The following is a 26,934-nucleotide window of genomic DNA, read 5'->3' as shown; positions in this document are numbered from 1 at the left end:
GTCCTGTGGGACTGCGACGTTACGCTCGCGGCGAAACCGCGCCCGGAACAAACCAGCCGCGAGTTCGGTTGAGTCCAGCGAACTTAGCTGTAGGAGGGCTGATGGCTGAATCCACCTCACTGCCAGTGCTGTTTGTCACCGACAACATCGTTCTGCCCGGAATGGTGGTGCCGATCGCTCTGGACGAGGCCGCGCGGGCGGCGATCGACGCCGCGCAGGCGAGCGACTCCGGACAGCTGCTGATTGCCCCTCGCCTGGAGGACCGCTATCCGTCCCACGGTGTGGTGGCGAAGATCCTGCAGATCGGGCGCATTGCCGGCGGCGGTACCGCGGCCGTCGTGCGCGGTGAGCGCAGGGCGCAGATCGGAGTGGGAGCCAACGGGCCGGGCGCAGCCTTGTGGGTGGAGGTGACCGAGGTGCCTCCCGCGGAGGTGACCGTCGAGGTCAAGGCGCTGGCAAGCGAATACAAGAAGCTGCTGCTGGCCATGCTGCAACGGCGCGAGGCCTGGCAGATCGTCGACTATGTCAATAGCTTGACCGATCCCTCGGCGCTGGCCGATACCTCGGGGTACGCGTCCTACCTCACCGATCAGCAGAAGCGACAGCTGCTGGAGACCACGGATGTCGGTGAGCGGCTGCGCGTGCTCATCGACTGGACCGGCGAGCATTTGGCCGAGGTTGAGGTCACCGACAAGATCGCCGAGGACGTGCGAGACGGCATGGAGAAGACGCAGAAGGAATTTCTGCTCCGCCAACAGCTGGCGGCCATCCGCAAGGAGTTGGGCGAGGGCGAACCCGACGGCTCTGATGACTACCGCGCTCGCGTCGAATCCGCCGACCTGCCCGAGAAGGTCCAGGAGGCGGCGCTGCGCGAGGTCGGCAAGCTGGAACGGGCCAGCGATCAAAGCCCGGAGAGCGGCTGGATCCGGACTTGGCTGGACACCGTGCTCGACCTGCCCTGGAACGTACGGACCGAGGATTCTACGGATCTGGTTGCAGCGCGGGCGATCCTGGACGCCGACCACCACGGACTCGACGATGTCAAGGACCGCATCGTTGAATACCTGGCGGTGCGCACCAGGCGTGCGCGGCGCGGGCTACAGGTCGTTGGCGGTCGCGGCTCGGGTGCCGTGATGGCCCTGGCTGGTCCCCCCGGGGTGGGCAAGACCTCGTTGGGCGAGAGTGTGGCTCGGGCGCTGGGACGCACCTTCGTGCGGGTTTCACTTGGCGGTGTACGCGACGAAGCCGAGATCCGGGGACACCGGCGCACCTACGTCGGCGCATTGCCGGGCCGGATCGTGCGCGCGATCGGCGAAGCAGGTGCAATGAATCCCGTTGTACTGCTTGACGAAATCGACAAGGTCGGGTCCGACTATCGCGGCGACCCGAGCGCGGCGCTGCTGGAGGTGCTTGACCCCGCACAGAACCACACGTTCCGCGACCACTACCTGGATTTGGACCTAGACCTCTCCGATGTGGTGTTTCTGGCTACCGCCAACGTCATCGAGAACATTCCCTCGGCGTTACTGGACCGGATGGAGCTGGTGCAGCTTGATGGCTACACCGAAGACGACAAGGTCGCCATCGCACGCGACTACCTACTGCCCCGGCAACGGCAGCGGGCGGCGCTAAGCGACGACGAGGTCACCGTCACCGACGCGGCCCTACGCAAGATCGCTGCGGATTACACCCGGGAGCCGGGTGTGCGGCAGTTCGAAAGGTTGTTGGCCAAGGCGCTGCGCAAGGTGACCACCAAGCTCGCCGAGGATCCAGTGCCGACGACTCCCACGATCATTGATGAGACCGATCTGGTTGGTTATCTTGGTCGCCCTCGGTTCACGGCTGAGTCGGCCGAACGTACGGCGGTGCCCGGCGTTGCCACTGGTCTTGCCGTGACCGGGCTGGGGGGCGATGTGCTCTACATCGAAGTCGGTTCAGCTGGATCAGACGGGCCAGGCGATGGGTCCTTGCAATTGACCGGGCAGCTGGGCGATGTGATGAAGGAGTCAGCCCAGATCGCCCTGTCGTACGTGCGCTCGCACGCCGAGGAGCTTGGCATCGACTCGAAGGCGCTCAACGGGCGCATCCACGTTCACGTGCCAGCGGGCGCGGTGCCCAAGGACGGCCCATCTGCGGGGGTCACCATGGTGACTGCGCTGGTCTCGATGGCCACCGGGCGTCAGGTCCGCTCCGATGTCGGCATGACCGGCGAAGTCACCCTCAACGGCCGGGTTTTGCCGATCGGTGGCGTCAAGCAGAAATTGCTAGCCGCCCAACGTGCTGGCTTGTCAACGGTTTTCATCCCATCGCGAAACGAGCCGGATCTCGACGACGTCCCCGCCGAAGTGCTCGAGGCGCTCTCCGTGACACCGATCGCCGACGTCGCCGACATCGTCTCGCAAGCGCTGCAGCCCGCAGCCGAGTCAACGCAGGCGGCCGCCTGAGGTGGCAGCAGCTAGGGGGTTGCCACTTGGGTGACTCGCCACAGCTGGCGCGGCAGTTCTCCTTCGGAGAAGCTGTGGACCTCGGCCAACGTCCAGCCGTCGGCCAAAGCGGTCACCAGGTCGCGAGTGAAGAAGTGCACCGCGAAGCCTCCGTGTTCGTAGATGTCGTCACCGTGTGAGGTACCGGCACCGTAGTGTGCGTCGCCGGTGTGCCGCACGGTGTAGACGAACACCCCACCGGGTCGAAGCACCCGGTGGACTTCACCGACCGCCGCGCAGATCTGGTCTGTGGACAGCGCCATACACAGCAGCATGTGCGCGAAGACTGCATCGGCCGACATGTCCGGCAGGGGCAGCGGTGCGCGAACGTCATGGACGGCTGTGATGACACGTTCACCCACTGCCGAAGCCTGCGCGGCCGCACTGAGCTGCTGCAACGCGGTGGAGCTGAAATCCAGCGCACGGACCGTGAAACCCTCGCGCGCGAAAAACAGCGCATCGCGGCCGTGACCGGCCCCAAGCTCAACCACATCGTGCGCGGCCGCGCTTCTGAATGCCTCGGCAGCATAGATGGCTGGGTCCGAGGGACCATCGCCGTACATGACCGGGTGCGCCACGTAGGTGGCGTCCCAGTGCCGCCGTTGCCGCTCCAGCCGTTCTTCCGCCCTATCGACTTCTCCTGCCATATCGATATTTTGCGTTGCCGGAGCAAGTCCTCCCAGGATCCTGGAAAGATCGTGGAGAATCGGCCGTATGGCCGATTTTTGGGATCTCAAGCGGCAGGTAGTCCACCGAGCGCAACGGCTCGTGGTCAATCCGGTCGGCCGGCAGCTGCCGGTGACCATGCTCGAAACCATCGGGCGCAAGACCGGACAGCCCCGCCGCACCGCAGTGGGCGGACGCATCGTCAAGAACCAGTTCTGGATGGTTTCCGAGCACGGCGAACATTCGGACTATGTCCGCAACATCAAGGCCGACCCCGCGGTGCGGGTTCGCATCGGCGGTCAATGGCGCAACGGAACCGCACATCTGCTGCCCGACGACGACCCGAAGCAGCGGCTGCGCAACCTACCCCGGCTCAACAGCGCGGCCGTGCGGGCTATGGGCACCGACCTGCTGACCATCCGGGTGGATCTCGACTGAGGGATTGGCGGCTAGTCCGCGGGATTCCAGGCTTGGGCGACAACCTCGGGCGGACGCTGAACCTGCAACCGTTCTCGCTCGGTTCGGCGACGCTTGATCCGGAGCCGGGCATCGGCTGGCATGGTCACAAGCTCGTCGCACGTGAGGTAATACACATCGTCGGCGCTATCCATCAGATCCGCTGCGACCCGACGAGATCCGAGTTCACGCAGTGTCATCCGCAGTTGATGCGTGAAGCGGATGGTCGTGTCATAGGCCAATTCCCGAGAACCACGCGCGCTGGCGGCCAACCGATCGGCCAGCCGCTGCGGCGGCGTCACCGGCGCGGGTGCTGCAGCGGCTTGGGCAGCGGCCTTCAGCAGGATGGCCGGATCGTCGCCGAAGGTCAGGCTGGCCAGCTCGGCCTCACCCGGACCCCGGTACCCAAGCTGGGCAACAGCGCCATCGACAGCGCCAGCGGCCTCCGGTGACAAAGCGCGCAGACTATCGACGTTGCCTTCGCGGGCCAACGCGCACAGCGGCTGATCAGCACGCAACAGTGCAGCGAGCGAAGCGGTCTCTACCGCGATCCGGTCACTTTCCACGATCGCGCCGATCCCCGACACACGGCCCGCCGCGCGAGTGTGCGCCAGGCTCGCCGCGGTGACTCCCGCATCGATCAACCACAGCGCCGTGATCATCCACCCCTGGTGAATCCGATCCCGCAACAGCCCGATCCGCACCTCCAGACTGGCCTCCGGAAGCAAACTGAGCTGCCCGGCATCGAGATGCTCGGCGGCTGCGGCCGCAACGTAGGTTCGGGTGTCGGCTCGGAGGTGGCGCAGCATGGCTAGTGATCGCGCCGCGACGACCGCCTTGGTGACCGAGCCGAGCGGTCCGGCTGTCAGCTGAGGTTGACCGAACGGCAACAGGTCGGTGATTGGCGACAGCTCGCCCAATGTGCGCTGGGTTACCGCGTGAGCGTCCCAGCCGGGCAGCGCAGCGGCGACCACCACGTTGGCCGACACCCCCTCGTATGGGCGATGCCCGAACACGGCGATGGCCCTGCTCGCCCACTCGTTGGAAACCACCCCACCTAGTGCAAGCACCCGACCCATCGTGCGGCCGGCGGCGCGCAGTCCACTCAACTGGACATCCAGTGTCATCGGGGTGAGCGGTCCCGGCAGCGCTTCGTCGAGCCTGCCGGCGGCGAACACGGGGAACCGCTCGTCGATCCGATCGTCGAACTCACCTTCCAGCCCGTCTGGCGCTGCGCAGCGCAGCGGGGCGCCGTCCGAGGGCTCCAAGCGTGGTTGTGGCTCGACTGGCAGCGCCAGCTGACCCAACCCACCAACGGCTCCGGCCGGCGCAAGTCTGCGGCCGAGCAGTCCACGGCCGGTGTCGACCATCGCCTCGGTTGCCCGCCAACCGCATTCGAAATCCCAATCTTCCTGTGCAGCAGCAATATCCACCTTGGGAACGAGGTCCACCCACGTAGGAACCCGGTGCCGTCGCAAACGTGGGTCAGCCGATCGCAGCAGTCGCCAGGCGGTGACCAAGTTGGTGGTATCCGGGGTAGCCAAGTCCACAGCACCGTTGCGGTCGGTGTCGACCGCTACTACCAAGAAGCGGACCAGATCATCGAGATGGAGTACTCGCATCGGCCGGGCCGAGACCTTGTGGTGCAGCAGTGTGGCGACGGTCCGGCACACCATCCAATCGAGTTGGCGGCCGACGGGTGGCGCTATCCGGACGACCAAGCTCGGCGCCCAACTGGTCGACACCAACGTCTCGGCCTGCTGATACAGGTCGGGTGGTCCTGCGGCCTGGGACACGAACAGTAATCGGGCACCCGCGCGGGTGGCCACATTGGCCACATGCGCGAGGCCCTTGATGCCGACGCTCCCCGGCGCGCCGGCTTCGATCGGGGCTAGATGGATCACGGTGTCGGCATCTGCGGCTAACTCATGGAGCACCGGGTCGCGCAACGACGCGCAAACAAAATCAACGCCGTCATCCAGATAGTCGTGCGGGTGCTTGGCGATGCCGCTGACGCTGTGCCCGGCAGCGATGAGTTGTCGCGCAACCAACCGCCCGATCGCACTCGTGGCGTCGGTAACCAGGACCTGCACCTGGGCTCACCTCCCCCAACGTCTCCCCCATGACAATAGGCATCTCGCCTGACTTGCGCGACAGTTGAGTCTTGATGGTGCTTGAACGTGACCCTGAATCGGGGACCCGGCCAGCGCAGCGGCCTGCCCGCCGGTTACTTCAGAGTTGCGCTGCCGTCGGCAGCGACGGCAACCTTCGCGCCGGCAAGGTCCTCTCCGTCTTCCCGCACCGTCGCTTCGACCGAAGCGGGGTCGAGGATCACCGCCAAGCTGCGCGACCCGTCGGGCGTGCGAACCGCCAGAAACGCCTTCTCCGGCTGTGCGTCCCTGGTGAACGGCGTTGTCCAGGCTTCCACAGTGCCAATTCCTTCCCACTGGACCAATCCGCGGGTGGTGGGCTCGCGGTCCACCGCAGACTGCAGGTTCTCCCAGCGGAATGCCGCGGGCGGTTCGGTGCCGTAGACCCCGAAGCTGTGTTTGGTCAGATAGCCACCGTTCGCGCTGATCAGTCCTCGCCGCCCCGGATTGGCTGCCAGCAGTTCGGCCATGGTGGCGATCGAATGAGTGACGTAGTTGCTCCACGGGCCCCCGGCGAAGGTGAGGCCGCCCGTGACGGTCAGCGGGCGCCCGGGGTCCTCGATACCCAGTCCGAGTTCGATCCCTGCGACCTGAACCGCGGAGGGAAAGCACGAATAGAGATCGACAAAATCGATGTCATCGAGCCCCACGTCGGCAAGCTGTTGCACGCGTGCCCCCGCGATGCGGATCGCTGGAGATCGATGCAGCTCCGCGCGCTCGACGACGGCTAGTGTGTCGTGGGCGTCGGTGCCGGCCTGCGGATAGACCCAGCGCTCGGTGGGGATTCGCAGAGCGGTGGCCCGCTCGACCGACGTGAGGACCAGCGCGGCGCCCTGGTCGACCATGTTGTTGGCGTTCATCAACTTCGTGTAGGGAAAGCTGATCATCCGGTTCTGTGCGCCCGGCGCCCAGATCTCTTCGGCGGATATCGGTGCGCGGATCCACGCGTGCGGATTGTCAACCGCGACCGCATTGAATCGGGCCCACAGCTCGCCGACTCGTCTGCGGTTGTCGGCAACCGACTCTCCGTTGGCGATCCGCAGCGCCTGCTCGAACATCGGGTAGACGTGGGTCGGCCGGTCCAGCTGGATTCTCGCCTGAGCCTCACCGAACATCGCGACGTCTTCGCCGGCGACCCTGGGCAGCGGAACGGATTCATCCTGGACCGTCCACGCCAGTCTGCTGCCCTTGGCCCGCAGCCCGGTCCTGGAGCGCCAGGTCTCGGCGCCGGCGACCAACACCACATCGGCCCGCCCCCGCTGGATATCCAGACACGCCTGGTTGACCAGCGACTGGGGCATGTTTCCACCGACGGTGCTGTAGCAGGTCTCGGCATCGGGAACACCAATGCGTTTACCGAGCAGCAGCCCCGGATTCCGATAGCGCGCCGACAGGATGTGGACCACGCGGATCGAGTCCACGACCTCAAGCACCCGGGGATCTGCAGCGTGCCGAGCCGCCGTAACCATCAGGTCGACCGGTTCGACCGACCGCTTGTCAGGATCAATCTCGTCGCGATGGTTGACCTGGCCATACCCGACCAGCACCGGTGTCCGGGGATCGACGGGCATGGGTCGAACCTAGCGCGCCGAGGATTTTCGACTAGCGGCGAGGCGGGCGGCACCGACCGAGCACGTTGATCCAGACCACGAAATGCGATTGGGTCGAACCCGCAAGACCCGGAACACACACTGAGGTCAGGAAGCGAGACGGATGCCACACCAGATCGACCGCAATCGTGCCCACGAGCTATCACCTCGAATCGACGAGGCGCTGGAGATTGTCTGCAATGAATTTGCGGGGCTCGACACGCATCAGCAGTATCGCAACGCCTTCTCGCGAGTGCTGAAGCCCGACCCGCTCGACCGCGTCATGATGATGGGCACCGATCAGCGTGATCTCTTCATACCACTGCTGCGGCAAACAATCGTCGAGCATGTTCCGGTCGGCGGCCATATCTTCGATATCGGCGCCGGGGACGGGCAGACCTTTGCGTTCGTGGCAGACGCCGTGCCGCAGGGCACCACCGTGTCGATAGCCGAGCCCAACCCTGGCTACCTGGCCGACTACGTGTCGTTTCTCGAAAGGCAGCCGCATCTGCACCTCGGCGTCGCCCTCCAAGGGGGCGTGGAGCACCTGGACCACGGGGCGACCGACAGCGCCACCGAACCTCCCGCGGAACAGACTGTGGATCTGGCACTGGGTCTGCACATGCTCTACTTCGCCGCAGACCCGCAGGTCAGCCTCGAAGGCATCCTGCGGTTGGTCGCCACCGGTGGAGTCTTCTTCAACGTCATCACCGACGAATTGACGGGTTTCGCCGGAGTAGTGCAGCGGGAATTCATCAAAGCCGGTGGCGACCCCAGAGACGGCGAACGACAGCTCGCGATCCTCGATGAGCGCCGACGCCTGTTGGCTCCGCAGGAGGAGGGCGGCGGCGGCCTCGCTCCGGCGCTTCGCGCCGCGGGCATCGATGTGGCAGTCAGCGCCGTGCGCCAGCCCAGTCGCCACTACGGTCACACACTCGCCGACCTGCTGGCGTTGGCCAAACTCAACCTCGCCGACGTCGCAAGCCCACTCAACTTCGAGATTGCCGCCAAGACACTGCGCGACCGATCCGAAGAGATCGGCCTTCGCATCGAGACGGACGGGCCACGCATCGGCATGTGGAGCGTGTCGGCTCCGCAGTGGGTCACTCGGGTGCGCCGCAACGGTGGGTGACGAACCACGAGCGAGAGGCGCCTACACGGGCGTGCGCCGATAGCGCACTTCTGCGACCGGCGTCGGGCCGATGACCCTCGCGCGGCGGGTCCCGTCGCACCTCCACGCGTCGCGTTCGTAGAACTGCCGAGCGCGGACATTCCCGTCCAGGACCCACAGCACGGCGCCACGGACACCGAGCTGACCCAGGCGCTGCCGTGCGGTCGCAATCAGCAAACGACCGACACCGGTATGCAGATACTCTGGATCGACGTAAATGGCCATCAGTTCACCGAAATTGGCTAAATCTTTGTCTCGGCACAGACCCGTAGTAGCAAGGCCACAGATCTGTGAACCGTCCACGGCGACGATCGTGGACGGCAGCCGAAGTCCCATGCGTCCAAACGTGTACCCGGCCGCCCAAAGTTCAGGGTCGAGGTTATCGAGGTAGTCCTGGGCGATGAGTCCGCGAAATGCCGCCTGCCAGGATCGAACGTGCACTCTGGCCACCGCGACAGCATCATCGGGGACCGCCGCCCGCACTTCTGGCATCGTTGCAGTATCGACCATCGTCGTGCGGCCTACACTGGTTCGGCAGTGGCCGCTTCCGACCCCGAAGGTGCAACTATGGCAGACAAAACCGCGGTCGGCGTCAAGGTTGCGGGCAAGGTCGTGGTGATCACCGGCGGGGCACGCGGTATCGGCCTGGCAACCGCCACCGCACTACACAGATTGGGTGCCAAGGTCGCTATTGGCGACATCGACGAGGCGAAGGCCAAAGAGTCGGGCGCCGACCTTGGCCTCGATGTCTACGGCAAACTTGATGTCACCGACCGGGACTCGTTTTCGGAATTCCTGGACAGGGTTGAGCGCCAGCTTGGTCCGATCGACGTGCTGATCAACAACGCCGGCATCATGCCGGTGGGACGGATTGTGGACGAGCCCGACGTCGTTACTCGGCGCATCCTGGACATCAACGTCTACGGCGTGATCACCGGCAGCAAACTGGCAGCACAGCGCATGGTCCCCCGCCGCCGAGGACACGTCATCAACGTCGCCTCGCTTGCCGGGGAGGTCTACGCCGCCGGTTTGGCCACCTACTGCGCCAGCAAACACGCGGTCGTTGCCTTCACCGATTCGGCCAGGCTCGAGCACCGCTCGACCGGGGTGATGTTCTCGATGGTGTCGCCGTCGTTTGTGAACACCGAACTCATCGCCGGCACCGCCGGGATCAAAGGCTTCAAGAATGCCGAGCCGGCCGACATCGCCGACGCGATCGTCGGTCTCATCGCTCATCCCAAGCCGCGGGTGCGGGTGACCAGAGCGGCCGGCGCGATGGTGGTGGCCCAAAGGTTTATCCCGCGCCGGGTTTCCGAAGGCCTAAACCGGCTCCTCGGCGGCGACCAGGTCTTCACCGATGACGTAGACGTCGAGAAACGCCGTCAATACGAAGCTCGAGCGCGCGGGGAGCAGTGAGCTCCGACCAAAAACCTGCATGAATGAGCGCCAGCCGCGGCGTTAGCATTCTCAGGTGGCGGATGTGCTGTCGGTCAACGTGGCCCGTGTCCGAGCGAACCCTGATCCGCGTGCGCGGTCGAAGTTGACCGGCATCGATAAAGTCGCGACAGCCGAGGCTGTCACAGTGCGCGCTCCCGGGCCGATGCTTGAGGGTCTTGGCAGCGGACTTGTCGGCGACACCATCGGTGATCAGCACGTTCACGGCGGTGACGACCAGGCCGTGTATGCGTACGCGCGAGAAGACCTCGACGCGTGGGAGACCCAACTTCAGCGCACGCTCCGCAACGGAGTTTTCGGCGAGAATCTGACCACCTCAGGCATCGATCTCACACAGGCGCGGATTGGTGAACGCTGGCGGATTGGCAGCGATGGCTTGCTGTTGGAAGTCTCGGCGCCCCGGATGCCCTGTCGGACGTTCGCGGCGTTCTTGGATATCAGACAGTGGATAAAGACCTTCACCGAAGCCCGCAAACCCGGCGCCTACCTGCGGGTCATTTCTTCCGGGTCGGTGCGCCGCGGAGACGCCATCACCGTCGAATACCGTCCCGATCATGACGTGACCGTCGGGCTGGTGTTTCGCGCCCGGATGTCTGAACCGGAGTTGCTTCCCCAATTGTTGGCGGCCGACGCGCTCGCGGCCGAAATCCAGGCCGAAGTGCGCCGCAGGCTTGGCTCGGACGCAGGCTAAGGCTGAGCCGACCGAATCGGTGTCCCCGGGGCCGCGATCGGCGAGTTGGACCGCGTCACGCAGGTAGACTCCCTCAGCATGCGTGACCATCCGATGACGGCCACCGCCGCGTTACACCTCGATCCGCTGGCGGCGCGGCTGTCGGCATTGCACCGGCTGCGGATCCATGTCGATGTCGCCGTCGTCGTCGTGGTGTTGGTAGCGACGAACCTCATTGCGCACTTCACCACGCCATGGGCCAGCATCGCCACCGTTCCGGTGGCCGCGGCCGGGCTGCTGATCCTGGTGCGCAGTCGCGGCCTCGGCTGGGCCGAACTGGGACTCGGCCGCGAACATTGGAAGTCCGGGCTGGTATACGCGCTGGGCGCGGTTGCCCTGGTCGTCGCGGTGATCTCGGTAGGCGTCCTGCTGCCGGTCACGCGGCCGATGTTCCTCAACCACCACTATGCGACGATCTCCGGGGCCGTGATCGCCTCGATGGTCATTATCCCGCTGCAAACCGTCATTCCCGAGGAACTGGCCTTTCGGGGTGTGCTGCAGGGGGCGCTGAATCGAGCGTGGGGATTCCGGGGTGTCGCGCTGGCCGGTTCGTTGCTGTTCGGCCTGTGGCATGTCGCGACGTCGCTAGGACTGACCAGCAACAACGTCGGTTTCACCCGGCTGTTCGGCGGCGGGATCATCGGTATGGTGGCCGGTGTCACGCTGGCGGTGTTGGCCACCGGGGCCGCTGGGTTCGTATTCAGCTGGCTGCGTCGGCGCAGCGGCAGCCTGATCGCACCGATTGCCCTGCATTGGTCACTGAATGGTTTGGGTGCCCTGGCTGCCGCCTTGGTCTGGCACTTGTCGACCTGACCCGGCTCACACCAACAGCACGGCGGCGCCAGCGATTCGGCCCGCGCTGAGGTCGCCCAGCGCGCGATCGGCCTGCGCCAGCGGGTACTCCGGCGTGGTGACTTTGATGTGGTGCTGGCCGGCGAAGTCAAGAAACGCACGCGCATCGGCGCGGGTGTTGGAGGTCACCGACCGGATCTGACGCTCCTGGAAGACGTGGCGTTGATAGTTCAGTGCTGGGATATCGGTGAGGTGGATCCCGGCAATCGCCAAGGTGCCGCCCCGATCAAGCGCCTCAAGCGCGGGCAAGACCAGATCGCCGACCGGGGCGAACAGAATCGCGGCATCGAGCGGCACCGGCGGCGGATCGGCAGCACCCTGAGCCGACGCGGCGCCCAATTCCAGCGCCAGCTCACGTGCTTCGGATCCGCGGGTCATCACGTGCACCTCCGCGCCTTGTGCCAACGCGACCTGGGCGGTGATGTGTGCGCTGCCGCCAAAGCCGTACAGACCCAACCGACCGCCTGGGGGTAGTTCGGCACGTAGCAGCGACCGGTATCCGATGATGCCCGCGCACAGCAGAGGTGCCAGTTCGCTGGCACTGTAGCCGGTCGGCAAGTGATGGGCGAAAGCCGCAGGAACCGTGGCGAATTCGGCGTATCCACCGTCATGGTCCCACCCGGTGTAGCGCGACTCCGGACACAGGTTTTCGGCCCCGCGCCGGCAGTACGTGCACATCCCGCAGGTGTGGCGCAGCCACGCGATGCCGACCCGGTCTCCCACATCGAACTCGCGACCGGCAGCCGAGCCCGCCTGCACGACCTCCCCCACCACCTCGTGGCCGGGAATGACCCGATCGCGGTGCACAGGAAGGTCGCCTTCGGTCACATGCAGGTCGGTGCGACACACGCCGCAGGCATGCACACCCACCAAGAGCTCGGACGGCCCAGGGCGGGGCACCTCGGTGGTCACGCGCTCGAGCGGGCCATCCTCGACCGGTCCGGGCCGTCGCACCTGCCACGCACTCATGGTCGTGGTGGTCGTCCCGGAGACCATCACTCCATCATGCCTGTTGTCGGCCGCCCAAGCTCCAACGGCCGCGACAGCTGACCCGCTAGGTTTTCCGGACCATGCTGACGAGCCACAGCAGCACGACGGCCCCGCCCAGCGCGACGAAGAAGGTGAACCAGTAGCCGCCATCGTTGACGTCGACTCCCAGGGCGTTGAGCGCCACGCCAGCGCCGAATGCGCCGGCGACGCCGATCACGATGTTCATCATGATGCCTGAACCGCTACCTTTGACGATCTTGCTAGCGAAGTAGCCGGCAATGCCGCCGATGATGATGTAGCCAAGCCAACCTATGCCCGTCTTGCCGTCGAGGTTGAGGGCAAGATAGTCGGCTGCTGCGATGACGTCCATGCGGATCTCCTTGCATTCCCTGGCCGTGCCCTGCGCAACTACTGGGCCGTCATATGGGTATACCGCGTCTAAGTAACGATTTGACCCTCGGTTGGCGGTATTTGGCTGACCGAGCCAAGTACCGCACCTGTCGCGTTGTCAGGCCGGGACGATCGGCTGTGGTACCGGCAGTGGCGGCGGAGTGACTTCACCAGCGGGGGCAGGGGCCGGAGGTGGTGCGGGCGCCGGGGGCGGGGCTGGTGCTGGGAAGGGGAAAGGAGCGGGTGGCGGCATCCCCGGCGCCAGCTCCGCCGGGGGTGCTGGTGGCGGAGTCCAGGGTCGGATCGACTCGGCCAGCACCTTGGCTGCAATCTTGTCCACCGGGTTGTTCGCCGTACCGAGCCACACCACAAACCAGCGTTGGGGAGGGCCGGCGTCGGGCGCATTTGCCGCGGGTGACCCAACGACACCCGTCCAGATCTGGCCGCTGGGTTTGCTCGGATCGCTGAACTTGACTTCGTAGTACGAGGCGCTTCCGGAAATCCCATTGGCGTCCAGAGGAGTGGTTTCCTGGTTGATCCGGGTGCCCGGATAGGGCATGAAGAACTCGCCCATATCGGAGCCCAGGCGGATCGCTGCCTTGGGGTTGGTGGCTTCGGCGCTGGCGTAGAGCTTTTGGTCGAGCCGGCCGAGGACGATGCGGGTGTCGTTGGCGACCGGTGGCGGCTGTCCGGGGAAGGGCGGCGGGCCGATCGTCCTGCTGAGCAAAGCTGAACCGTAGTCGAGGTGGGATGCGTCAGACTCGACCCATCCGGGGGGCAGCACAAAGCTGAATCCACCGACAGCGTTGTCGACCCGGCCGGGCTCGGGAAGGTTCGGGTCGACGCCCGGCGGAGGTGGCGCGTTCGGGTCGACCGGTGGTGGTGGCGCGTTCGGGTCGACCGGTGGTGGTGGCGCGTTCGGGTCGATCGGTGGTGGTGGTGGTGCGTTCGGGTCAGCCGGCGGAGGAGGTGCGTTCGGGTCAGCCGGTGGTGGTGGTGCGTTCGGGTCAGCCGGCGGTGGCGGTGCGTTCGGATCGACCGGTGGTGGCGCCGCCGCCGTCGTAGGCGCAGGGGCGGGCTCCGGGTCAGCGCTCGAGGTTGCCGGTGCCGCAATGGTGACGACAATGGCGCTGGTCACCGCGGCGACCGCCAGCGCCGCCCACAGGCCTTGGCGGCGTGTTGAGTTCGGGTCCACCTGATGCATGGCGACGAACCTACCGTGTTACGGCCGTGACGCAAGGATGGCGTGCTGATGATGCGCTACGGTTTCGCGCTTGTCGCCGGACCAACTGCGGCGCCCGGGTGTCGTGCCGGATGTAGCGCCACTTCGTGGGCCTTGACGCCGAACCACACCCGCGCGCCTGGGGTCAGCCGGAGCTCCGCGGCCGCATCGGCGGTGATGCTTGCCGCCAAACCTGGCGCCCCTTCTTGTTGATCGTGGCCGCGCACCAGGACGGCGGGTCCACGGGTCTCCAGTCCCGACACCGACAGCGCGACCATGTTGCGGGGGCTCCCATGTGGCGGTTCGCCATACACGGCCACCGCTGTCGGTGGGAACACTGCGACGGCATCCTGCCCAGCGCCCAGTGTCTGGGCGGGGCTACCGTACCATCGCCCGCCGGACCGGGTGCGCAATGAGCCGTCTGGGCCGATGGTTCCCTTGACCAGGTTGACGCCCGCGACGCGGGCACCGAATTGACTGCGCGGAGCGGTGAGCACCTCGGAAACCGAGCCGACCTCGGAAATCCGTCCGGACTCGAGCACCACGACCCGGTCGGCGAGGGTGACCACGTCCAACAGATCGTGAGTGATCAGGATGACCGAGCAGCCGCTATGGGTCACGACCGTCTGCAGCACCGAGCGGACTGCCGCGGCCGCGGCGACGTCGAGTCCAGTGAGCGGCTCATCAAGCAACAGCACGTCCGGTTGCGCCGCCAAAGCTCGGGCGATGGCGACCCGCTGGGCCTGGCCACCTGACAACTGACGCGGCTTGCGATCGGCACACTGCTCGGCGTCGACCTCGCGTAGCCAGCGCAGCGCCGTTTCACGGTGGCGGGAGCGCTGCAGGATGCGCGACATCGTGTGCCGGCAATGAGGTCCGAAGGCCACGTTGGCGGCCACGCTCAAGTGTGGAAAAAGCAACGGCTCCTGGAGGAGCAGCCCGACTCGCCGGTCGTGGGCGGCCACCCTGACACCGGTTTCGGTGTCGGTCAGCACCCGATCCCCCAGCCGCACCAGACCCGTGTCGGGGCGGACCAACCCCGCGATGACATGAAGAACGGTGGACTTGCCCGCGCCGTTGGGCCCGAGGATCGCAAGTACCTCGCCTGCGGGCACGACGAACTCAACATCCAGGCGGCGTGCTGCGACGACCGCGCGCAGCTGCAGCTCGCTCATGGCTGGCTACCTCGCCTCGGTGCTGCTCAGCCTGCGAGCTCCGAGGCCCAGCACCACCACCGCAGCCACCGCGACAAGCAGGACCGATAGCGCCACCGCCGCCTGCGGGTCAGTGACCCGCTGCAAGTAAATCTCTAAGGGAAGTGTGCGCGTGACCCCTTGCCGGGAACCGGCAAAGGTCAATGTCGCCCCGAATTCCCCGAGTGAGCGGGCGAATGCCAGCACGGTCCCGGACACCATGCCTGGAATCAGTAGCGGCAGGGTGACGCGCCACCAGACGGTGCTGGGCCGCGCCCCCAGCGTCGCCGCGACCATCTCGAAATCGGCTCCCGCGGTGCGGGCAGCTCCCTCCAGGGAGATCACCAGAAACGGCAACGAGACGAAGGTTTGTGCCAGCACTACGGCGGTCGTGGTGAACGCGATGCGGATATTCCAGGCCTCCACATAGCGCCCGATCAACCCGAACCGACCGAACGCGTAGAGCAGCGCAATGCCACCGACCACCGGCGGCAGCACCAGCGGCAGCAGGATGAGCCCTCGGAGCAATCGCACCAGCCGCGCGCGGCTGCGAGCCAGGACCAACGCCATCGGGACTCCGAACAGCACACACAGCAGTGTGCTCAGACCGGCGGTCCGCAGGCTCAGCAGCAGCGCAGTTTGGGAAGACGGGCTGGTGATCAGCAACCAAAAACGCGGCCAATCCACCTTGATCGCGATCGCGGCCAGCGGCAGTGCCACGAAGACTATCCCGGCGGCCGCGGGCAGGTACACCCAGCGCGGCAGATCCGTAGGCCGGTCCACGGGCGGCTGTCAGGGCCTGGCGAAGCCCGACTGATCCAGGATCTGCTGACCTGATTCAGCCGTAACGGCGGCCACGAATTTCTGCGCCAATGTCGGTTCCGACGCCTCCTTCAGGACTGCGATGGGATACACATTGACCACGCCCTCGCTGGCGGGGAACGTGACTGTTGCCACGGTGTTCCCGGCGCTGAGCGCATCGGTGATGTAGACGATTCCGGCATCGGCTTGTCCGGTGGTGACCTTGTTGAGGACATCGGTCACGCTCAGCTCCTCACTGACCGGGTCGAGATGAATGCCCGTGGTGTCTTCGAGCCGCCGTGTCGCTGATCCGCAGGGCACCGGCTGCTGACACACCACGACGTCGACCCCGGGCCGAGTCAGATCCGGGAAAGATCGAATCTTCTTCGGGTTTCCCGCGCCGGTGACGATGACCAGCGTGTTGGCAGCGAAGTTCGTAGGATTTCCCGCGAGCAACCCAGCGCGGGCGACCGCATCCATTTGCGCGACGTCCGCGGACGCGAAAATGTCAGCGCTCGCCCCTTGGGTCAGTCGGGTCGCCAATTCGGACGAACCCGCGAAATCGAAGTCGACATCGACTCCGGGGTTATTCCGGTGGAACTGCTCACTGATTTCGGTGAACGGCCGCTGCAGCGAGGCCGCCGCGAAAACGACGATCGGCCGGGCTCCGCGCACCGTACCCGACGGTGATAGCGGATTCGACGCGCAGGCCACCAGTCCCGCGACCGCGAGCGTCGAGACAAGAACGGCCAGCACCCCGACGCGACGCATTCGTCAAACGTACCGGTCGCCGATCACGTCGTTGCCCCGCTCCATCGAGGCCTATCCGCCGCATCGGTGACGACCTGGCGCAGAGCCACAGCGAAAATGTTATGCAAATCATCGTTGTGTCGTGCCGGCCCAGAGTTTCGCCAGATAGCTACTGTCCAGTAACATCTACGGCGACTAATGCCATAACACGCGGAGATCCCAGGCAACGGTCCTATGGTGTGCGACCATCGTAGCGGTGTTTGACGCGCCGAGCGGAAGCATAAGCACTGGTGAACTGCCAGGGTCTGGGTTCAACGTTGAACACGAGGAGGTCATGGCAGTGGAGGTGCTGGTCACCGGCGGGGACACCGAGCTGGGGCGCACAGTAGCCGAAGGCTTTCGCGACGACGGGCACAGCGTGACCCTGGTGGGCGCGCGCCGCGGCGACCTCGAAGTCGTCGCCAAGGAACTCGACGTAGATGCCATTGTGTGCGACACCACCGACCCCACCAGCCTCAAGGAAGCTCGCGGGCTGTTTCCCCATCACTTGGACACCATTGTCAATGTGCCGGCACCGACGTGGGACGCCGGGGACCCACGCACCTACTCGGTGTCGGACACGTCCAACGCATGGCGCAACACGCTCGATGCCACGGTGCTCTCGGCTGTGTTGATCGTGCAATCGGTGGGTGACCATCTGCGCTCCGGTGGTTCCATCATCGGCGTGGTGGCCGAAAACCCGCCCGCCGGTAGCGCTGACGCGGCGATCAAGGCCGCCCTCTCGAATTGGATCGCGGGACAGGCGGACGTTTTCGGAACGCGTGGAATCACCATCAATGCCGTCGCCTGCGGGCGCAGCGTGCAGGCCGGTTACGAAGGGCTCTCCCGCACACCGGCACCCGTCGCGGCGGAGATCGCGCGGCTGGCGTTGTTCCTCACCACCGCCGCGGCCCGGCACATCACCGGCCAGACGCTGCACGTCAGTCACGGCGCCTTAGCTCACTTCGGCTGAGCCCCTTTCGCTTTCCCCGCAGCCGGCTACGGTAGAGGCCGTGGCTATTCGGTTTGGTCTGCAGATTCCCAATTTCTCCTACGGAACTGGCGTGGCGGAACTTTTCCCGTCGGTCATCGCTCAGGCACGCGAGGCCGAGGCAGCTGGTTACGACTCGGTCTTCGTGATGGACCACTTCTATCAACTGCCCGCGCTAGGAACGCCCGACCAGCCGATGCTGGAGGCCTACACGGCCCTGGGTGCGTTGGCGACCGCCACCGAACGTGTGCAATTGGGCACGTTGGTCACCGGCAACACCTATCGCAACCCGACCTTGCTGGCAAAAATCATCACCACGCTGGATGTCGTCAGCGCCGGCAGGGCGATCCTCGGCATCGGTGCCGGATGGTTCGAGCTCGAACACCGCCAGCTCGGCTTCGAGTTCGGCACTTTCACCGAACGGTTCAAGCGGCTCGAGGAAGCCCTCCAAATCCTCGAACCCATGATCAAAGGTGAACGGCCAACCTTCTCCGGCAGCTGGTACACGACCGAATCCGCGATGGCCGAGCCCCGCTACCGCGACCGCGTCCCGATCATGATCGGCGGCGGCGGCGAAAAGAAGACCTTCGCGATCGCCGCTCGCTGCGCCGACCACCTCAACGTGATCGCCGGGCTCGACGAACTACCGCGCAAAATGGACGCGGTCGCCGCTCGGTGCGAAGAAGCCGGCCGAGACCCCTCGACACTGGAGACCAGTCTCATGCTGACCGTGATCGTCAACGAGGACCTCGCCCTGGATCAACTTCCGCCGGACGTGAGCACGCGCGCCGTGGTCGGCAGCCCGGCGCAGATCGCCGAGCAAGTCCAGGCCAAAGTGCTCGACGCCGGCATTGACGGGTTGATCATCAACCTGGCCGCCCACGGCTACACCCCCGGAATCATCACGACCGCGGCCGAGGCGCTACGGCCGCTACTCGCTCTGTAGCCGAGTGCGCCCGCGGAGCTGCGTGGATCCGACGGTGTGGCTGATGACACAGGCTCGCGGCTGGGATTACCGACGTCGGGTTGACTACTCTGAAAATGGGTCGCAGCTAACTACGCTCGCCCGTCACACGGACTCTGTCAGGAACAACTACACATGAACACCCAGCAAGAACCCACAGCTGAGCCGCGGCGCCGGCACCGGGTCGTGATTATCGGTTCGGGGTTCGGCGGGCTCAACGCGGCAAAGAAGCTCAAGCGGGCCGACGTCGACATCAAGCTGATCGCGCGCACCACCCATCACCTTTTTCAGCCGCTGTTGTACCAGGTGGCGACCGGCATCGTCTCGGAAGGCGACATCGCCCCGACCACCCGGGTCGTCTTGCGCAGACAGCGCAATGTTCAGGTGCTGCTCGGCGACGTGACGCATATCGATCTGGCAGGTGGATTCGTCGTGTCGGACTTGCTCGGCCACACCTACGAAACTCCCTACGACAGCCTGATCGTTGCCGCCGGCGCCGGCCAGTCGTACTTCGGCAATGACCATTTCGCAGAGTTTGCGCCGGGCATGAAATCGATCGATGACGCATTGGAACTGCGTGGGCGGATTCTGAGCGCCTTCGAACAGGCGGAGCGATCCGGCGATCCCGAACGACGGGCGAAGCTGCTGACCTTCACGGTGATTGGCGCCGGCCCCACCGGCGTGGAGATGGCCGGACAGATCGCCGAACTGGCCGACTACACGTTAAAGGGCGCCTTTCGCAAAATCGATTCCACGAGAGCGCGAGTAATCCTGCTCGACGCCGCACCCACGGTGCTGCCGCCCATGGGTCAAGAGCTGGGCCGGCGGGCCGCGACGCGGCTGGAGAAGATGGGCGTCCAGATCGAGCTTGGCGCGATGGTTACCGATGTCGATCGCAACGGCGTCACGGTCAAGGAGTCCGACGGCACGATCCGGCGCATCGAATCAGCGTGCAAGGTCTGGTCCGCAGGGGTCTCGGCCAGCTCACTGGGAGCAGTCCTTGCTGAGCAGTCGTCGGTCGAGCTCGACCGGGCTGGCAGGGTCAAGGTATTGCCTGACCTGTCGGTCCCGGGCCACCCAAACGTCTTCGTGATTGGTGACATGGCTGCCGTCGAGGGCGTGCCGGGCGTGGCGCAGGGCGCTATCCAAGGCGCCAAGTACGTCGCGAACACGATCAAGACCGAACTCGCCGGCGCCGATCCGACGGCACGCGAGCCATTCCAGTACTTCGACAAAGGCTCGATGGCGACGGTGTCGCGGTTCTCCGCGGTAGCCAAGATCGGTCCGCTGGAGTTCAGCGGCTTCATTGCTTGGCTGGCCTGGCTGGTGTTGCACCTGGTTTATCTGGTTGGGTTCAAAACCAAGCTCAGCACCTTGTTGTCGTGGACAGTGACCTTCCTCAGCACCCGACGTGGGCAGCTGACCATCACCGAGCAGCAGGCCTTCGCCCGGACCCGCCTCGAGCAGCTCGAGGTACTGGCGGCCGAGGCGCACCGTCCGGCCGGCAAGAGAGCGAGTTAGCCGGTCAGCCGCTCGCCCTGCCACGTGCGCAGCGCTCCCCCACCGGCCAACGCCAGCACCGTCGGCCGTTGGCTGCTGTCGATCGCGAAGCTGCTGTCGATCGCGAAAGCGGTTGTTGGATAGCGTAATTCGCTGACAGTTGCCCGCGGCGCTCCGAGGTCGTCGTCCGCCAGGGATCCGGCACCCAGCTCGACGCGATGGCGCAGCAAGGGGCGTTCCCGCTGGTCGACGTGCAGCGTTCCGGACCAGAATCCCGCACGTTCGCCGGATCGACCGATTTGCACCCGCTCGCAGAAACGGACCCTGCCCTCGGCGTGCACGTTCATGGCCACGGTCGACAGGTGCCGGGCGGCGCCGGCGACGACGGTGGGCTGCAGATCTACGTCCAGCGCCCCGGCCACGTCAACCTGCCAACTCGTATCCGACGTCGGGGTGCGAGCGCCTGGCAGGGCCAGGGTGGCGGCCGCGCTGCGCAGCCGCAGGCGAGCCCCGCGTTCAACGACCACCCGGATCTCGATAGTGTCGCCGCCGAGCGGGGTGGCGGCCGCAGACACGAGATGGACGGTATCGGGTGCGGTGCACCGTGCCTGGATGCCGCCGCGGCAGTCGATGCGCGGCAGCCGGCTGGGTGCGGCCACTAGCAGTACCTCAGACAGCATCTGCTTCGGCCAGTTGGCTACGAACCCATCCCAGCACCTCAGTGGCGGCGGGGTCCTCGGTCAGCGATTGCAACACCGTCGGACGCCCGTCGCGCACCAAGGCCGCGTCACGTGCCATTACCTGAAGATCGGCCCCCACCAGCGGCGCCAGATCCGTCTTGTTGACAACCAACAAGTCCGAGTAGGTCACGCCGGGCCCACCCTTGCGCGGCACCTTGTCGCCGCCGGCGACGTCGATGACGAAGACTTGTGCGTCCACCAAGCCCAGCGAAAAAGTGGCGGTCAGGTTGTCCCCACCGGATTCGACCAATATCAGCTTCAGCCCGTCGTGCGCCGCGATCAGGTCATCTATCGCATCCAAGTTCGCAGTGATGTCGTCGCGGATCGCGGTGTGCGGGCACCCGCCCGTCTGCACGGCCGCGATGCGGTCATCAGGTAGAACCGCATGCTTGCGCAAGAAGTCGGCGTCTTCGGTGGTGTAGATATCGTTGGTCAGCACCGCCACAGACAGGTCGTCGCGCAATTGCCGGCACAGCGCTGCGACCAGCGCGGTTTTGCCGGAGCCGACCGGACCACCGACGCCGATGCGCAACGGCTCGCCTGGTGCGCGGACCCGTCGCGGGCGATCGGTATGCGAGTGCGGGTGATCGTGGGAATGTGTTGTCACGGAATACCTCTCAGGAGGCGAATAGGGGACGTTCGCGCTCGGCGTGCCATTGTGCCAGCGTGTCGAGCAACGGGTCGGACAAGTCTGCCAGTCCGGCGGCCGCTTCGGCCGCGATGTCTTCGCAGAGCCCGGCTAGCCGGAAAGTCAGTACAGCGATGTCAGCGGGATCCAGCGCCAACAGCCGCTGTGCGGCGGTAGCCGAGGCGGTCATCGTGGTGTAGACGAGGTGCAACGCGCTGTGCTCGGGGTCGATTCCGCTGATCGCCCCGATGCGTCCAGCGGCCACCGCCAGATGCGGCCGCGCCCCTAGTTGGTCCCAGCCGGCGCCTGGCCAGACCAGCCGTGCCAGCCGGGTCAGCCCCCGGCCCTGACGACGCGAGGCGTGTCTCGCTGCCGGAGCCGGTGTTCGCGCGTCGGTTTCCTGGTCGGCGTCCTCGACGGTCAGCTCACCCCGGTGCACTGCAACCCCGATCGAGGCCGTGACCAGACCGTGGGTGCGGATTCGCCGCCGCAGGAATGCCTCGACCGTGGCGAGGTTCGTGACCAAGCCGGTGCTGACGGCTTCCTCCATACCACCGGAGTGCACGTAGGAACCGGTGGGCAGCCGCGAGTCGGCCAGCGTGAGAAGCACCGCGAGGGACGACATCAGAACAGGAAATATCGCTGCGCCATGGGCAGTTCGGCGGCAGGCCGGTCTGGCCACACCTGTCCCTCGACGCGCACGGTGAAGGTGTCGGGCTCGACCTCGATCCGCGGAACCGCATCGTTGAGTGGCAGATCGGCCTTGCCGATGGAGCGCACGTCGGTGACCGCAAGCAGCCGCCGGTTGACCGCGATCCGGTCTGCCAGGCCGGCATCGATGGCCTGGGGCGCCACGAAGTGCACGGACGTAGCAGCGGTCGCGGTGGGAGCTGCGCCGAACATCGGTCTCGGCAGCACCGGCTGAGGCGTCGGTATCGACGCGTTGGCGTCACCCATCGCCCCCCAAGCGATCACCCCGCCCTTGAGAACGGCGTGCGGGCGGACGCCGAAAAACGCGGGCTCCCACAGCACCAGGTCAGCAAGCTTGCCTACTTCCACCGACCCGACCTCACCGTCCAGGCCATGTGCCACCGCCGGGCAGATGGTGTATTTCGCGATGTAGCGGCGCACCCTGTTGTTGTCGGCCGCGCCGTCGCCCGCCAGCGACCCGCGGAGCGCTTTCATCACGTGCGCGGTCTGCCAGGTGCGCAGCACTACCTCGCCGACGCGGCCCATGGCCTGCGAGTCGCTGCCGATCATCGAGATCGCGCCCATGTCGTGCAGGAGGTCCTCGGCCGCCATGGTCGACGGGCGGATCCGGCTTTCGGCGAACGCCAAGTCCTCCGGTATCCGCGGGTTGAGGTGGTGACAGACCATCAACATGTCCAGGTGCTCGTCGAGGGTGTTCACCGTATGCGGGAGGGTCGGGTTGGTCGAGCTGGGTAGCACATTCGGGTGGGACGCAACGGTGATGATGTCGGGTGCATGGCCGCCGCCGGCGCCCTCGGTGTGGTAGGCGTGAATCGAGCGCCCACCGATGGCGCCAATCGTGTCCTCGACGAACCCCATCTCGTTGAGGGTGTCGGAATGCAGGGCCACCTGCACTCCGGCGGCCTCGGCGACCGTCAAACACGCGTCGATGGCCGCGGGCGTGCAGCCCCAGTCCTCATGCAGCTTGAAACCCGCTGCACCGCCGCGTAATTGCTCCCACAACGCGTCGGCGCTCACAGTGTTTCCCTTGCCCAGGAGCGCGAAATTCACCGGCCAGGAATCCAGCGACTCCAACATTCGGGCCAGGTGCCATTCGCCTGGAGTGACGGTGGTGGCCTTGGTGCCCTCCGCGGGACCGGTGCCACCGCCGACCATTGTCGTGGTCCCCGCGCCCAGGGCTTCGGCAATGACCTGCGGACAGATCAGGTGCACGTGACAATCGATAGCGCCCGCGGTGACGATTCGCCCGTTACCGCCGATGATCTCGGTGGACGGGCCGACCACCAGGCCTGGATCCACCCCCGCCATGATGTCGGGGTTACCGGCCTTGCCGATCGCCACGATACGGCCATCGCGAATCCCGATATCTGCCTTGATGATTCCCCAATAGTCGATGATCACCGCCCCGGTGATCACCGTGTCGGGCGCGCCCTGCGCCCGGGTGGCCCGCCCTTGGCCCATCGACTCGCGCAGCACCTTGCCACCGCCGAATACCGCCTCGTCGCCGGCCAGGCCCGGTCCCCCGCTGCGGTCCTCGGTGATCTCCACCAGCAGGTCGGTGTCGGCCAGTCTGACCCGGTCGCCAGTCGTGGGGCCGAACAGCTGCGCGTAGCCGGCCCTGGATAGTCTCGTCATCAGACGTCCAGCTGCCCAGGCGGATTGAGGGTCAGGCCGGGTACCTCGCGCCGTCCCCGCAACGGGACCAAGGCGACGGTCCGAGGCACTCCCGGTTCGAAGCGAACAGCGGTGGCCGCCGGGATATCCAGGCGGTAACCCCGGGCCACGTCGCGATCGAACGACAGCGCCGCGTTGGCCTGGACAAGGTGGACATGACTGCCGACCTGCACGGGACGATCGCCGGTGTTGACGATCTGCATCTCCAGCCGCTCCGCACCCTCGTTGATCTCGATATCGCCGCTGCCGTAGCGGATTTCGCCGGGAATCATGGAATCGGGTGATGGACGGTGACCAACTTGGTGCCGTCCGGGAACGTCGCCTCCACCTGCACATCGTCGAGCATCTCGGGCACTCCTTCCATCACGTCGTCGCGGCAGAGCACCTCGCACCCGCTGGCCATGAGCTCCGCTACGGTGCGGCCGTCGCGTGCGCCCTCAAGGATGTGGTCGGTGATGAGGGCCACGGCCTCCGGGTGATTGAGCCGTAAGCCGCGGGCGCGGCGACGGCGTGCCAAATCGGCGGCGTAGGACAGCAGCAATCGCTCCTGTTCGTGCGGCGTCAAGCGCATGGTGTGCGATCCTGCCACGCCAGGGCGATTCCGGCTCGGTGCAAAAGCGGCGAACGGGGGCGAATGCGCTTAGCCGCTGCTGTTTTGGCTTTCCAGGTTCTGCAGCCGCACCTGACCCCGCGCGACCACTCGGTCTCCCTCATCGGTGATCGTGACCAACCACAGCTGCTGGCGTCGACCACGGTGCAGCGGTTCGGCAGTGCCGTACACCATCCCCGAGCTGATGGAACGCAGGAAATCGGTGTTGTTGTTGACGCCCACAACATGGCCGCCGTTGCCGCGCGCACACAGCCAGGTAAACGCTGCCACGCTCGCCAAACTCTCGATCATCGAGCAATAGACACCTCCATGCACGAGGCCCATAGGCTGTAGCAGGTTGGGCGTGACCTCAAGTTGTGCTCGGGCCTTGTCCGGGGTCAACTCGGTGAATTGCAGACCCAACTCGCTGTCGAACGGCGCGGTAGAAAGCGGCGGCATGGCGGCGCCCGGCGGCGGTTGCACGTCCTTGTGTCTACACCATCGGCGAATCCCACCGCTCGGTGTGGGCAGAATCACCTGGCGTCGCCCGGTCCGGAAACGGGCGAACCCCGTGCACGTGGCACGGGGTTCGCCGATCGAGTAGACCGGGGGTCTCTGCAGCCCTCAGGACACTTCCGCGGCCGTTGCAGCTCGATCGGGCCTATAGTAGGCAAGGCTGCCCTAACATCGCAAGGTCTTGGCGCGTGTCGTGGGGTACGACGGTCGGTAGTAAGCCGGAGTAAACTGGTTTCAACCCGCAGGAGATGAACGAACTATGGCCAAGCTGACGCGGCTGGGGGATCTCGAACGCGCCGTCATGGACCACTTGTGGTCCGTCCCAGAACCCCAGACGGTACGCCAGGTCCATGACGCATTGTCGGTACGACGCGACCTTGCCTACACGACAGTGATGACCGTCTTGCAGCGGTTGGCGAAGAAGAACCTCGTCTCCCAGATTCGCGATGACCGTGCCCACCGCTATGCGCCCGTGCATGGCCGCGACGAGCTGGTAGCCGGGCTGATGGTCGACGCGCTCGCTCAGGCCGAGGATTCCGGGGGCAGACAGGCAGCGCTGGTCCATTTCGTGGAGCGCGTCGGTGCTGACGAGGCGGATGCATTGCGGCGCGCGCTGGCCGAGATGGAAGCGAGCCATCGGAATCCGCCGTCGGCTGGCGCTGGTGCGGACGACTAGGGAAGACTAGCCACGTGTCCGCGCTGGCCTTCACCCTCCTCGCGGTGGTCTTGGCTGGCCCGGCCCCGGCCCTGTTGGCTCGAGCGCGGTGGCCGCTACGCGCCCCGCGTGCCGCGCTGGTGCTCTGGCAGGCCATCGCCCTGGCTGCGGTGCTGTCAGCATTCAGCGCCGGCATCGCCATCGCCAGCCGACTCCTCATGCCCGGCCCCGACGGCCGTCCCACCGCAAGCATCCTTGGCGCCGTTGGACGCCTAGGTTGGCCGCTATGGGCGGCATACGTCGCCGTCTTCGCGCTGACGGTTCTCGTGGGTGCCCGACTGGCGGTCGCGGTGGTGAGGGGGGCGATCGCCACTCGGCGGCGGCGGGCTCACCACCGGATGGTGGTGGATCTGGTGGGGGTTGGACACGACGGTGCCCTGGCCCAACCGTGCGCCAGCACGCGGGCTCTGCGCGTGCTGGATGTGGCCGAGCCGCTTGCCTACTGCCTGCCCGGGGTGCGGAGCCGGGTCGTGGTCAGCGAAGGCACGCTCACGGCGCTGACCGAGACAGAGCTGGCGGCCATCTTGACCCACGAGCGGGCGCATCTTCGGGCTCGCCACGATCTGGTGCTCGAGGCGTTCACCGCCGTGCACGCCGCCTTTCCGCGGCTGGTGCGCCGTGTCAACGTCCTGCGTGCCGTTCACTTGCTGGTCGAGCTGCTCGCCGATGACGCCGCGGTGCGTGCGGCGGGGCGCACTCCGCTGGCCCGGGCGCTGGTTGCCTGCGCATCCGGACCTGCGCCCTCGGGGGCACTCGCGGCGGGCGGTCCCAGCACGGTGGTGCGGGTACGACGGCTCTCCGGCGGTGGCAACAGCCTGTTGCTGTCGACGGCCGCCTACTTGGCCGCCGCCGCGGTATTCGTGGTCCCGACTGTGGCGCTGGCCGTGCCGTGGCTCACGGAGCTGCAGCGGTTGGTCGCCGCCTAGCCCGGTGCGGAGACAAGCACCCGGGGGTCAGATACCTTTCGAA

General features: G+C 66.1%; 28 protein-coding genes. 11 read left to right on the top strand and 17 right to left on the bottom strand.

All coding sequences use genetic code 11. From position 1 onward, the window contains the following. Positions 1–101: 101 nt before the first annotated feature. Positions 102–2,444 (top strand): endopeptidase La, encoded by a 2,343-nt coding sequence (lon, locus tag F6B93_RS11415; RefSeq protein ID WP_211695139.1) that lies wholly within the window; start codon positions 102–104, stop codon positions 2,442–2,444. An 11-nt stretch (positions 2,445–2,455) separates the two neighbouring features. Here lon and F6B93_RS11410 read toward each other — a convergent pair whose 3' ends face one another. Then, positions 2,456–3,130, bottom strand: a complete 675-nt coding sequence (locus tag F6B93_RS11410; RefSeq protein ID WP_211695137.1) for a class I SAM-dependent methyltransferase — start codon at positions 3,128–3,130, stop codon at positions 2,456–2,458. A gap of 67 nt (positions 3,131–3,197) precedes the next feature. On the opposite strand from F6B93_RS11410, the gene F6B93_RS11405 reads away from it, so the two are divergent. Then, complete coding sequence (locus tag F6B93_RS11405) at positions 3,198–3,587, top strand: nitroreductase family deazaflavin-dependent oxidoreductase (protein ID WP_211695135.1); 390 nt, start codon at positions 3,198–3,200, stop codon at positions 3,585–3,587. 11 nt (positions 3,588–3,598) lie between these two features. On the opposite strand, the gene F6B93_RS11400 is transcribed toward F6B93_RS11405, so the two are convergent. Both F6B93_RS11400 and F6B93_RS11395 read right to left on the bottom strand, forming a co-directional pair. Next, positions 3,599–5,698: a Rossmann-fold NAD(P)-binding domain-containing protein gene (locus F6B93_RS11400; RefSeq protein WP_211695133.1), complete on the bottom strand. Its 2,100-nt coding sequence runs from the start codon at positions 5,696–5,698 to the stop codon at positions 3,599–3,601. Positions 5,699–5,832: 134 nt separating this feature from the next. Next, complete coding sequence (locus F6B93_RS11395) at positions 5,833–7,326, bottom strand: acetyl-CoA acetyltransferase (protein ID WP_211695131.1); 1,494 nt, start codon at positions 7,324–7,326, stop codon at positions 5,833–5,835. A 142-nt stretch (positions 7,327–7,468) separates the two neighbouring features. On the opposite strand from F6B93_RS11395, the gene F6B93_RS11390 reads away from it, so the two are divergent. Further along, positions 7,469–8,476 carry a class I SAM-dependent methyltransferase gene (locus F6B93_RS11390; RefSeq protein ID WP_211695129.1) on the top strand — a complete coding sequence of 336 codons (1,008 nt, stop codon included), beginning with the start codon at positions 7,469–7,471 and terminating at the stop codon, positions 8,474–8,476. Positions 8,477–8,497: 21 nt separating this feature from the next. Here the strand turns inward: F6B93_RS11390 and F6B93_RS11385 are convergent, their stop codons facing one another. After that, positions 8,498–9,007 (bottom strand): GNAT family N-acetyltransferase, encoded by a 510-nt coding sequence (locus tag F6B93_RS11385; RefSeq protein WP_211695127.1) that lies wholly within the window; start codon positions 9,005–9,007, stop codon positions 8,498–8,500. A 75-nt stretch (positions 9,008–9,082) separates the two neighbouring features. Between F6B93_RS11385 and F6B93_RS11380 the strand changes: the two genes are divergently transcribed. From F6B93_RS11380 to F6B93_RS11370, 3 genes are all read left to right on the top strand, one after another. Further along, positions 9,083–9,931, top strand: coding sequence for an SDR family oxidoreductase (locus F6B93_RS11380; protein ID WP_211695125.1), 849 nt, complete (start codon positions 9,083–9,085; stop codon positions 9,929–9,931). A 64-nt stretch (positions 9,932–9,995) separates the two neighbouring features. After that, the gene (locus tag F6B93_RS11375; RefSeq protein WP_211699421.1) at positions 9,996–10,661 is read left to right on the top strand and encodes an MOSC domain-containing protein; all 666 of its coding nucleotides are present in this window, start codon (positions 9,996–9,998) and stop codon (positions 10,659–10,661) included. A gap of 78 nt (positions 10,662–10,739) precedes the next feature. Next, positions 10,740–11,513, top strand: a complete 774-nt coding sequence (locus tag F6B93_RS11370; RefSeq protein ID WP_211695123.1) for a CPBP family intramembrane glutamic endopeptidase — start codon at positions 10,740–10,742, stop codon at positions 11,511–11,513. 6 nt (positions 11,514–11,519) lie between these two features. On the opposite strand, the gene F6B93_RS11365 is transcribed toward F6B93_RS11370, so the two are convergent. From F6B93_RS11365 to modA, 6 genes are all read right to left on the bottom strand, one after another. Continuing rightward, entirely contained in the window at positions 11,520–12,548 is a 1,029-nt protein-coding gene (locus tag F6B93_RS11365) for a zinc-binding alcohol dehydrogenase family protein (RefSeq protein ID WP_211695114.1), read from the bottom strand. A 58-nt stretch (positions 12,549–12,606) separates the two neighbouring features. Then, entirely contained in the window at positions 12,607–12,912 is a 306-nt protein-coding gene (locus F6B93_RS11360; RefSeq protein WP_211695112.1) for a GlsB/YeaQ/YmgE family stress response membrane protein, read from the bottom strand. A 138-nt stretch (positions 12,913–13,050) separates the two neighbouring features. Continuing rightward, a complete protein-coding gene (locus tag F6B93_RS11355; RefSeq protein WP_211695110.1) occupies positions 13,051–14,136 on the bottom strand; it encodes an alanine and proline-rich secreted protein Apa in 1,086 nt (361 codons plus the stop codon). A gap of 56 nt (positions 14,137–14,192) precedes the next feature. Next, positions 14,193–15,329, bottom strand: a complete 1,137-nt coding sequence (locus F6B93_RS11350; RefSeq protein ID WP_211695108.1) for a sulfate/molybdate ABC transporter ATP-binding protein — start codon at positions 15,327–15,329, stop codon at positions 14,193–14,195. A 6-nt stretch (positions 15,330–15,335) separates the two neighbouring features. After that, entirely contained in the window at positions 15,336–16,130 is a 795-nt protein-coding gene (locus tag F6B93_RS11345; protein WP_211695106.1) for an ABC transporter permease, read from the bottom strand. A 9-nt stretch (positions 16,131–16,139) separates the two neighbouring features. Further along, positions 16,140–16,919, bottom strand: a complete 780-nt coding sequence (gene modA, locus F6B93_RS11340) for a molybdate ABC transporter substrate-binding protein (RefSeq protein ID WP_211695104.1) — start codon at positions 16,917–16,919, stop codon at positions 16,140–16,142. 313 nt (positions 16,920–17,232) lie between these two features. Here modA and F6B93_RS11335 point away from each other — a divergent pair, with 313 nt between their 5' ends. From F6B93_RS11335 to F6B93_RS11325, 3 genes are all read left to right on the top strand, one after another. Then, entirely contained in the window at positions 17,233–17,910 is a 678-nt protein-coding gene (locus F6B93_RS11335) for an SDR family oxidoreductase (protein ID WP_211695102.1), read from the top strand. A 40-nt stretch (positions 17,911–17,950) separates the two neighbouring features. Next, the gene (locus F6B93_RS11330) at positions 17,951–18,874 is read left to right on the top strand and encodes an LLM class F420-dependent oxidoreductase (RefSeq protein WP_211695095.1); all 924 of its coding nucleotides are present in this window, start codon (positions 17,951–17,953) and stop codon (positions 18,872–18,874) included. A gap of 153 nt (positions 18,875–19,027) precedes the next feature. Further along, a complete protein-coding gene (locus F6B93_RS11325; RefSeq protein ID WP_211695093.1) occupies positions 19,028–20,413 on the top strand; it encodes an NAD(P)/FAD-dependent oxidoreductase in 1,386 nt (461 codons plus the stop codon). On the opposite strand, the gene F6B93_RS11320 is transcribed toward F6B93_RS11325, so the two are convergent. From F6B93_RS11320 to F6B93_RS11290, 7 genes are all read right to left on the bottom strand, one after another. Then, positions 20,410–21,072 carry an urease accessory protein UreD gene (locus tag F6B93_RS11320; RefSeq protein ID WP_211695091.1) on the bottom strand — a complete coding sequence of 221 codons (663 nt, stop codon included), beginning with the start codon at positions 21,070–21,072 and terminating at the stop codon, positions 20,410–20,412. The genes F6B93_RS11325 and F6B93_RS11320 overlap by 4 nt on opposite strands. Continuing rightward, positions 21,062–21,739 (bottom strand): urease accessory protein UreG, encoded by a 678-nt coding sequence (ureG, locus tag F6B93_RS11315; RefSeq protein WP_211695089.1) that lies wholly within the window; start codon positions 21,737–21,739, stop codon positions 21,062–21,064. Before ureG ends, F6B93_RS11320 begins: the two co-directional genes overlap by 11 nt. A 10-nt stretch (positions 21,740–21,749) precedes the next feature. Then, positions 21,750–22,385 carry an urease accessory protein UreF gene (locus F6B93_RS11310; RefSeq protein ID WP_211695086.1) on the bottom strand — a complete coding sequence of 212 codons (636 nt, stop codon included), beginning with the start codon at positions 22,383–22,385 and terminating at the stop codon, positions 21,750–21,752. Continuing rightward, the gene (locus F6B93_RS11305; protein WP_211699180.1) at positions 22,385–24,106 is read right to left on the bottom strand and encodes an urease subunit alpha; all 1,722 of its coding nucleotides are present in this window, start codon (positions 24,104–24,106) and stop codon (positions 22,385–22,387) included. Before F6B93_RS11305 ends, F6B93_RS11310 begins: the two co-directional genes overlap by 1 nt. Further along, positions 24,106–24,417 carry an urease subunit beta gene (locus F6B93_RS11300; RefSeq protein ID WP_211699179.1) on the bottom strand — a complete coding sequence of 104 codons (312 nt, stop codon included), beginning with the start codon at positions 24,415–24,417 and terminating at the stop codon, positions 24,106–24,108. The genes F6B93_RS11305 and F6B93_RS11300 overlap by 1 nt, the downstream gene beginning before the upstream one ends. Then, a complete protein-coding gene (locus F6B93_RS11295; RefSeq protein ID WP_211699178.1) occupies positions 24,414–24,716 on the bottom strand; it encodes an urease subunit gamma in 303 nt (100 codons plus the stop codon). The genes F6B93_RS11300 and F6B93_RS11295 overlap by 4 nt, the downstream gene beginning before the upstream one ends. A gap of 69 nt (positions 24,717–24,785) precedes the next feature. After that, positions 24,786–25,193: a PaaI family thioesterase gene (locus F6B93_RS11290; RefSeq protein ID WP_211699420.1), complete on the bottom strand. Its 408-nt coding sequence runs from the start codon at positions 25,191–25,193 to the stop codon at positions 24,786–24,788. A gap of 316 nt (positions 25,194–25,509) precedes the next feature. On the opposite strand from F6B93_RS11290, the gene F6B93_RS11285 reads away from it, so the two are divergent. Further along, complete coding sequence (locus F6B93_RS11285) at positions 25,510–25,926, top strand: BlaI/MecI/CopY family transcriptional regulator (protein ID WP_211699177.1); 417 nt, start codon at positions 25,510–25,512, stop codon at positions 25,924–25,926. A 14-nt stretch (positions 25,927–25,940) separates the two neighbouring features. Beyond that, on the top strand, positions 25,941–26,891 hold the full coding sequence (locus tag F6B93_RS11280; protein ID WP_211699176.1) for a M56 family metallopeptidase: 951 nt from the start codon (positions 25,941–25,943) through the stop codon (positions 26,889–26,891). The last annotated feature ends 43 nt before the right edge of the window (positions 26,892–26,934 follow it).

This window comes from Mycobacterium spongiae, from assembly GCF_018278905.1.
Lineage (GTDB): Bacteria > Actinomycetota > Actinomycetes > Mycobacteriales > Mycobacteriaceae > Mycobacterium > Mycobacterium spongiae.
The sequence above is the reverse complement of the archived record's forward strand: the minus strand, read 5'-3'. Positions and strand labels throughout refer to the sequence as shown.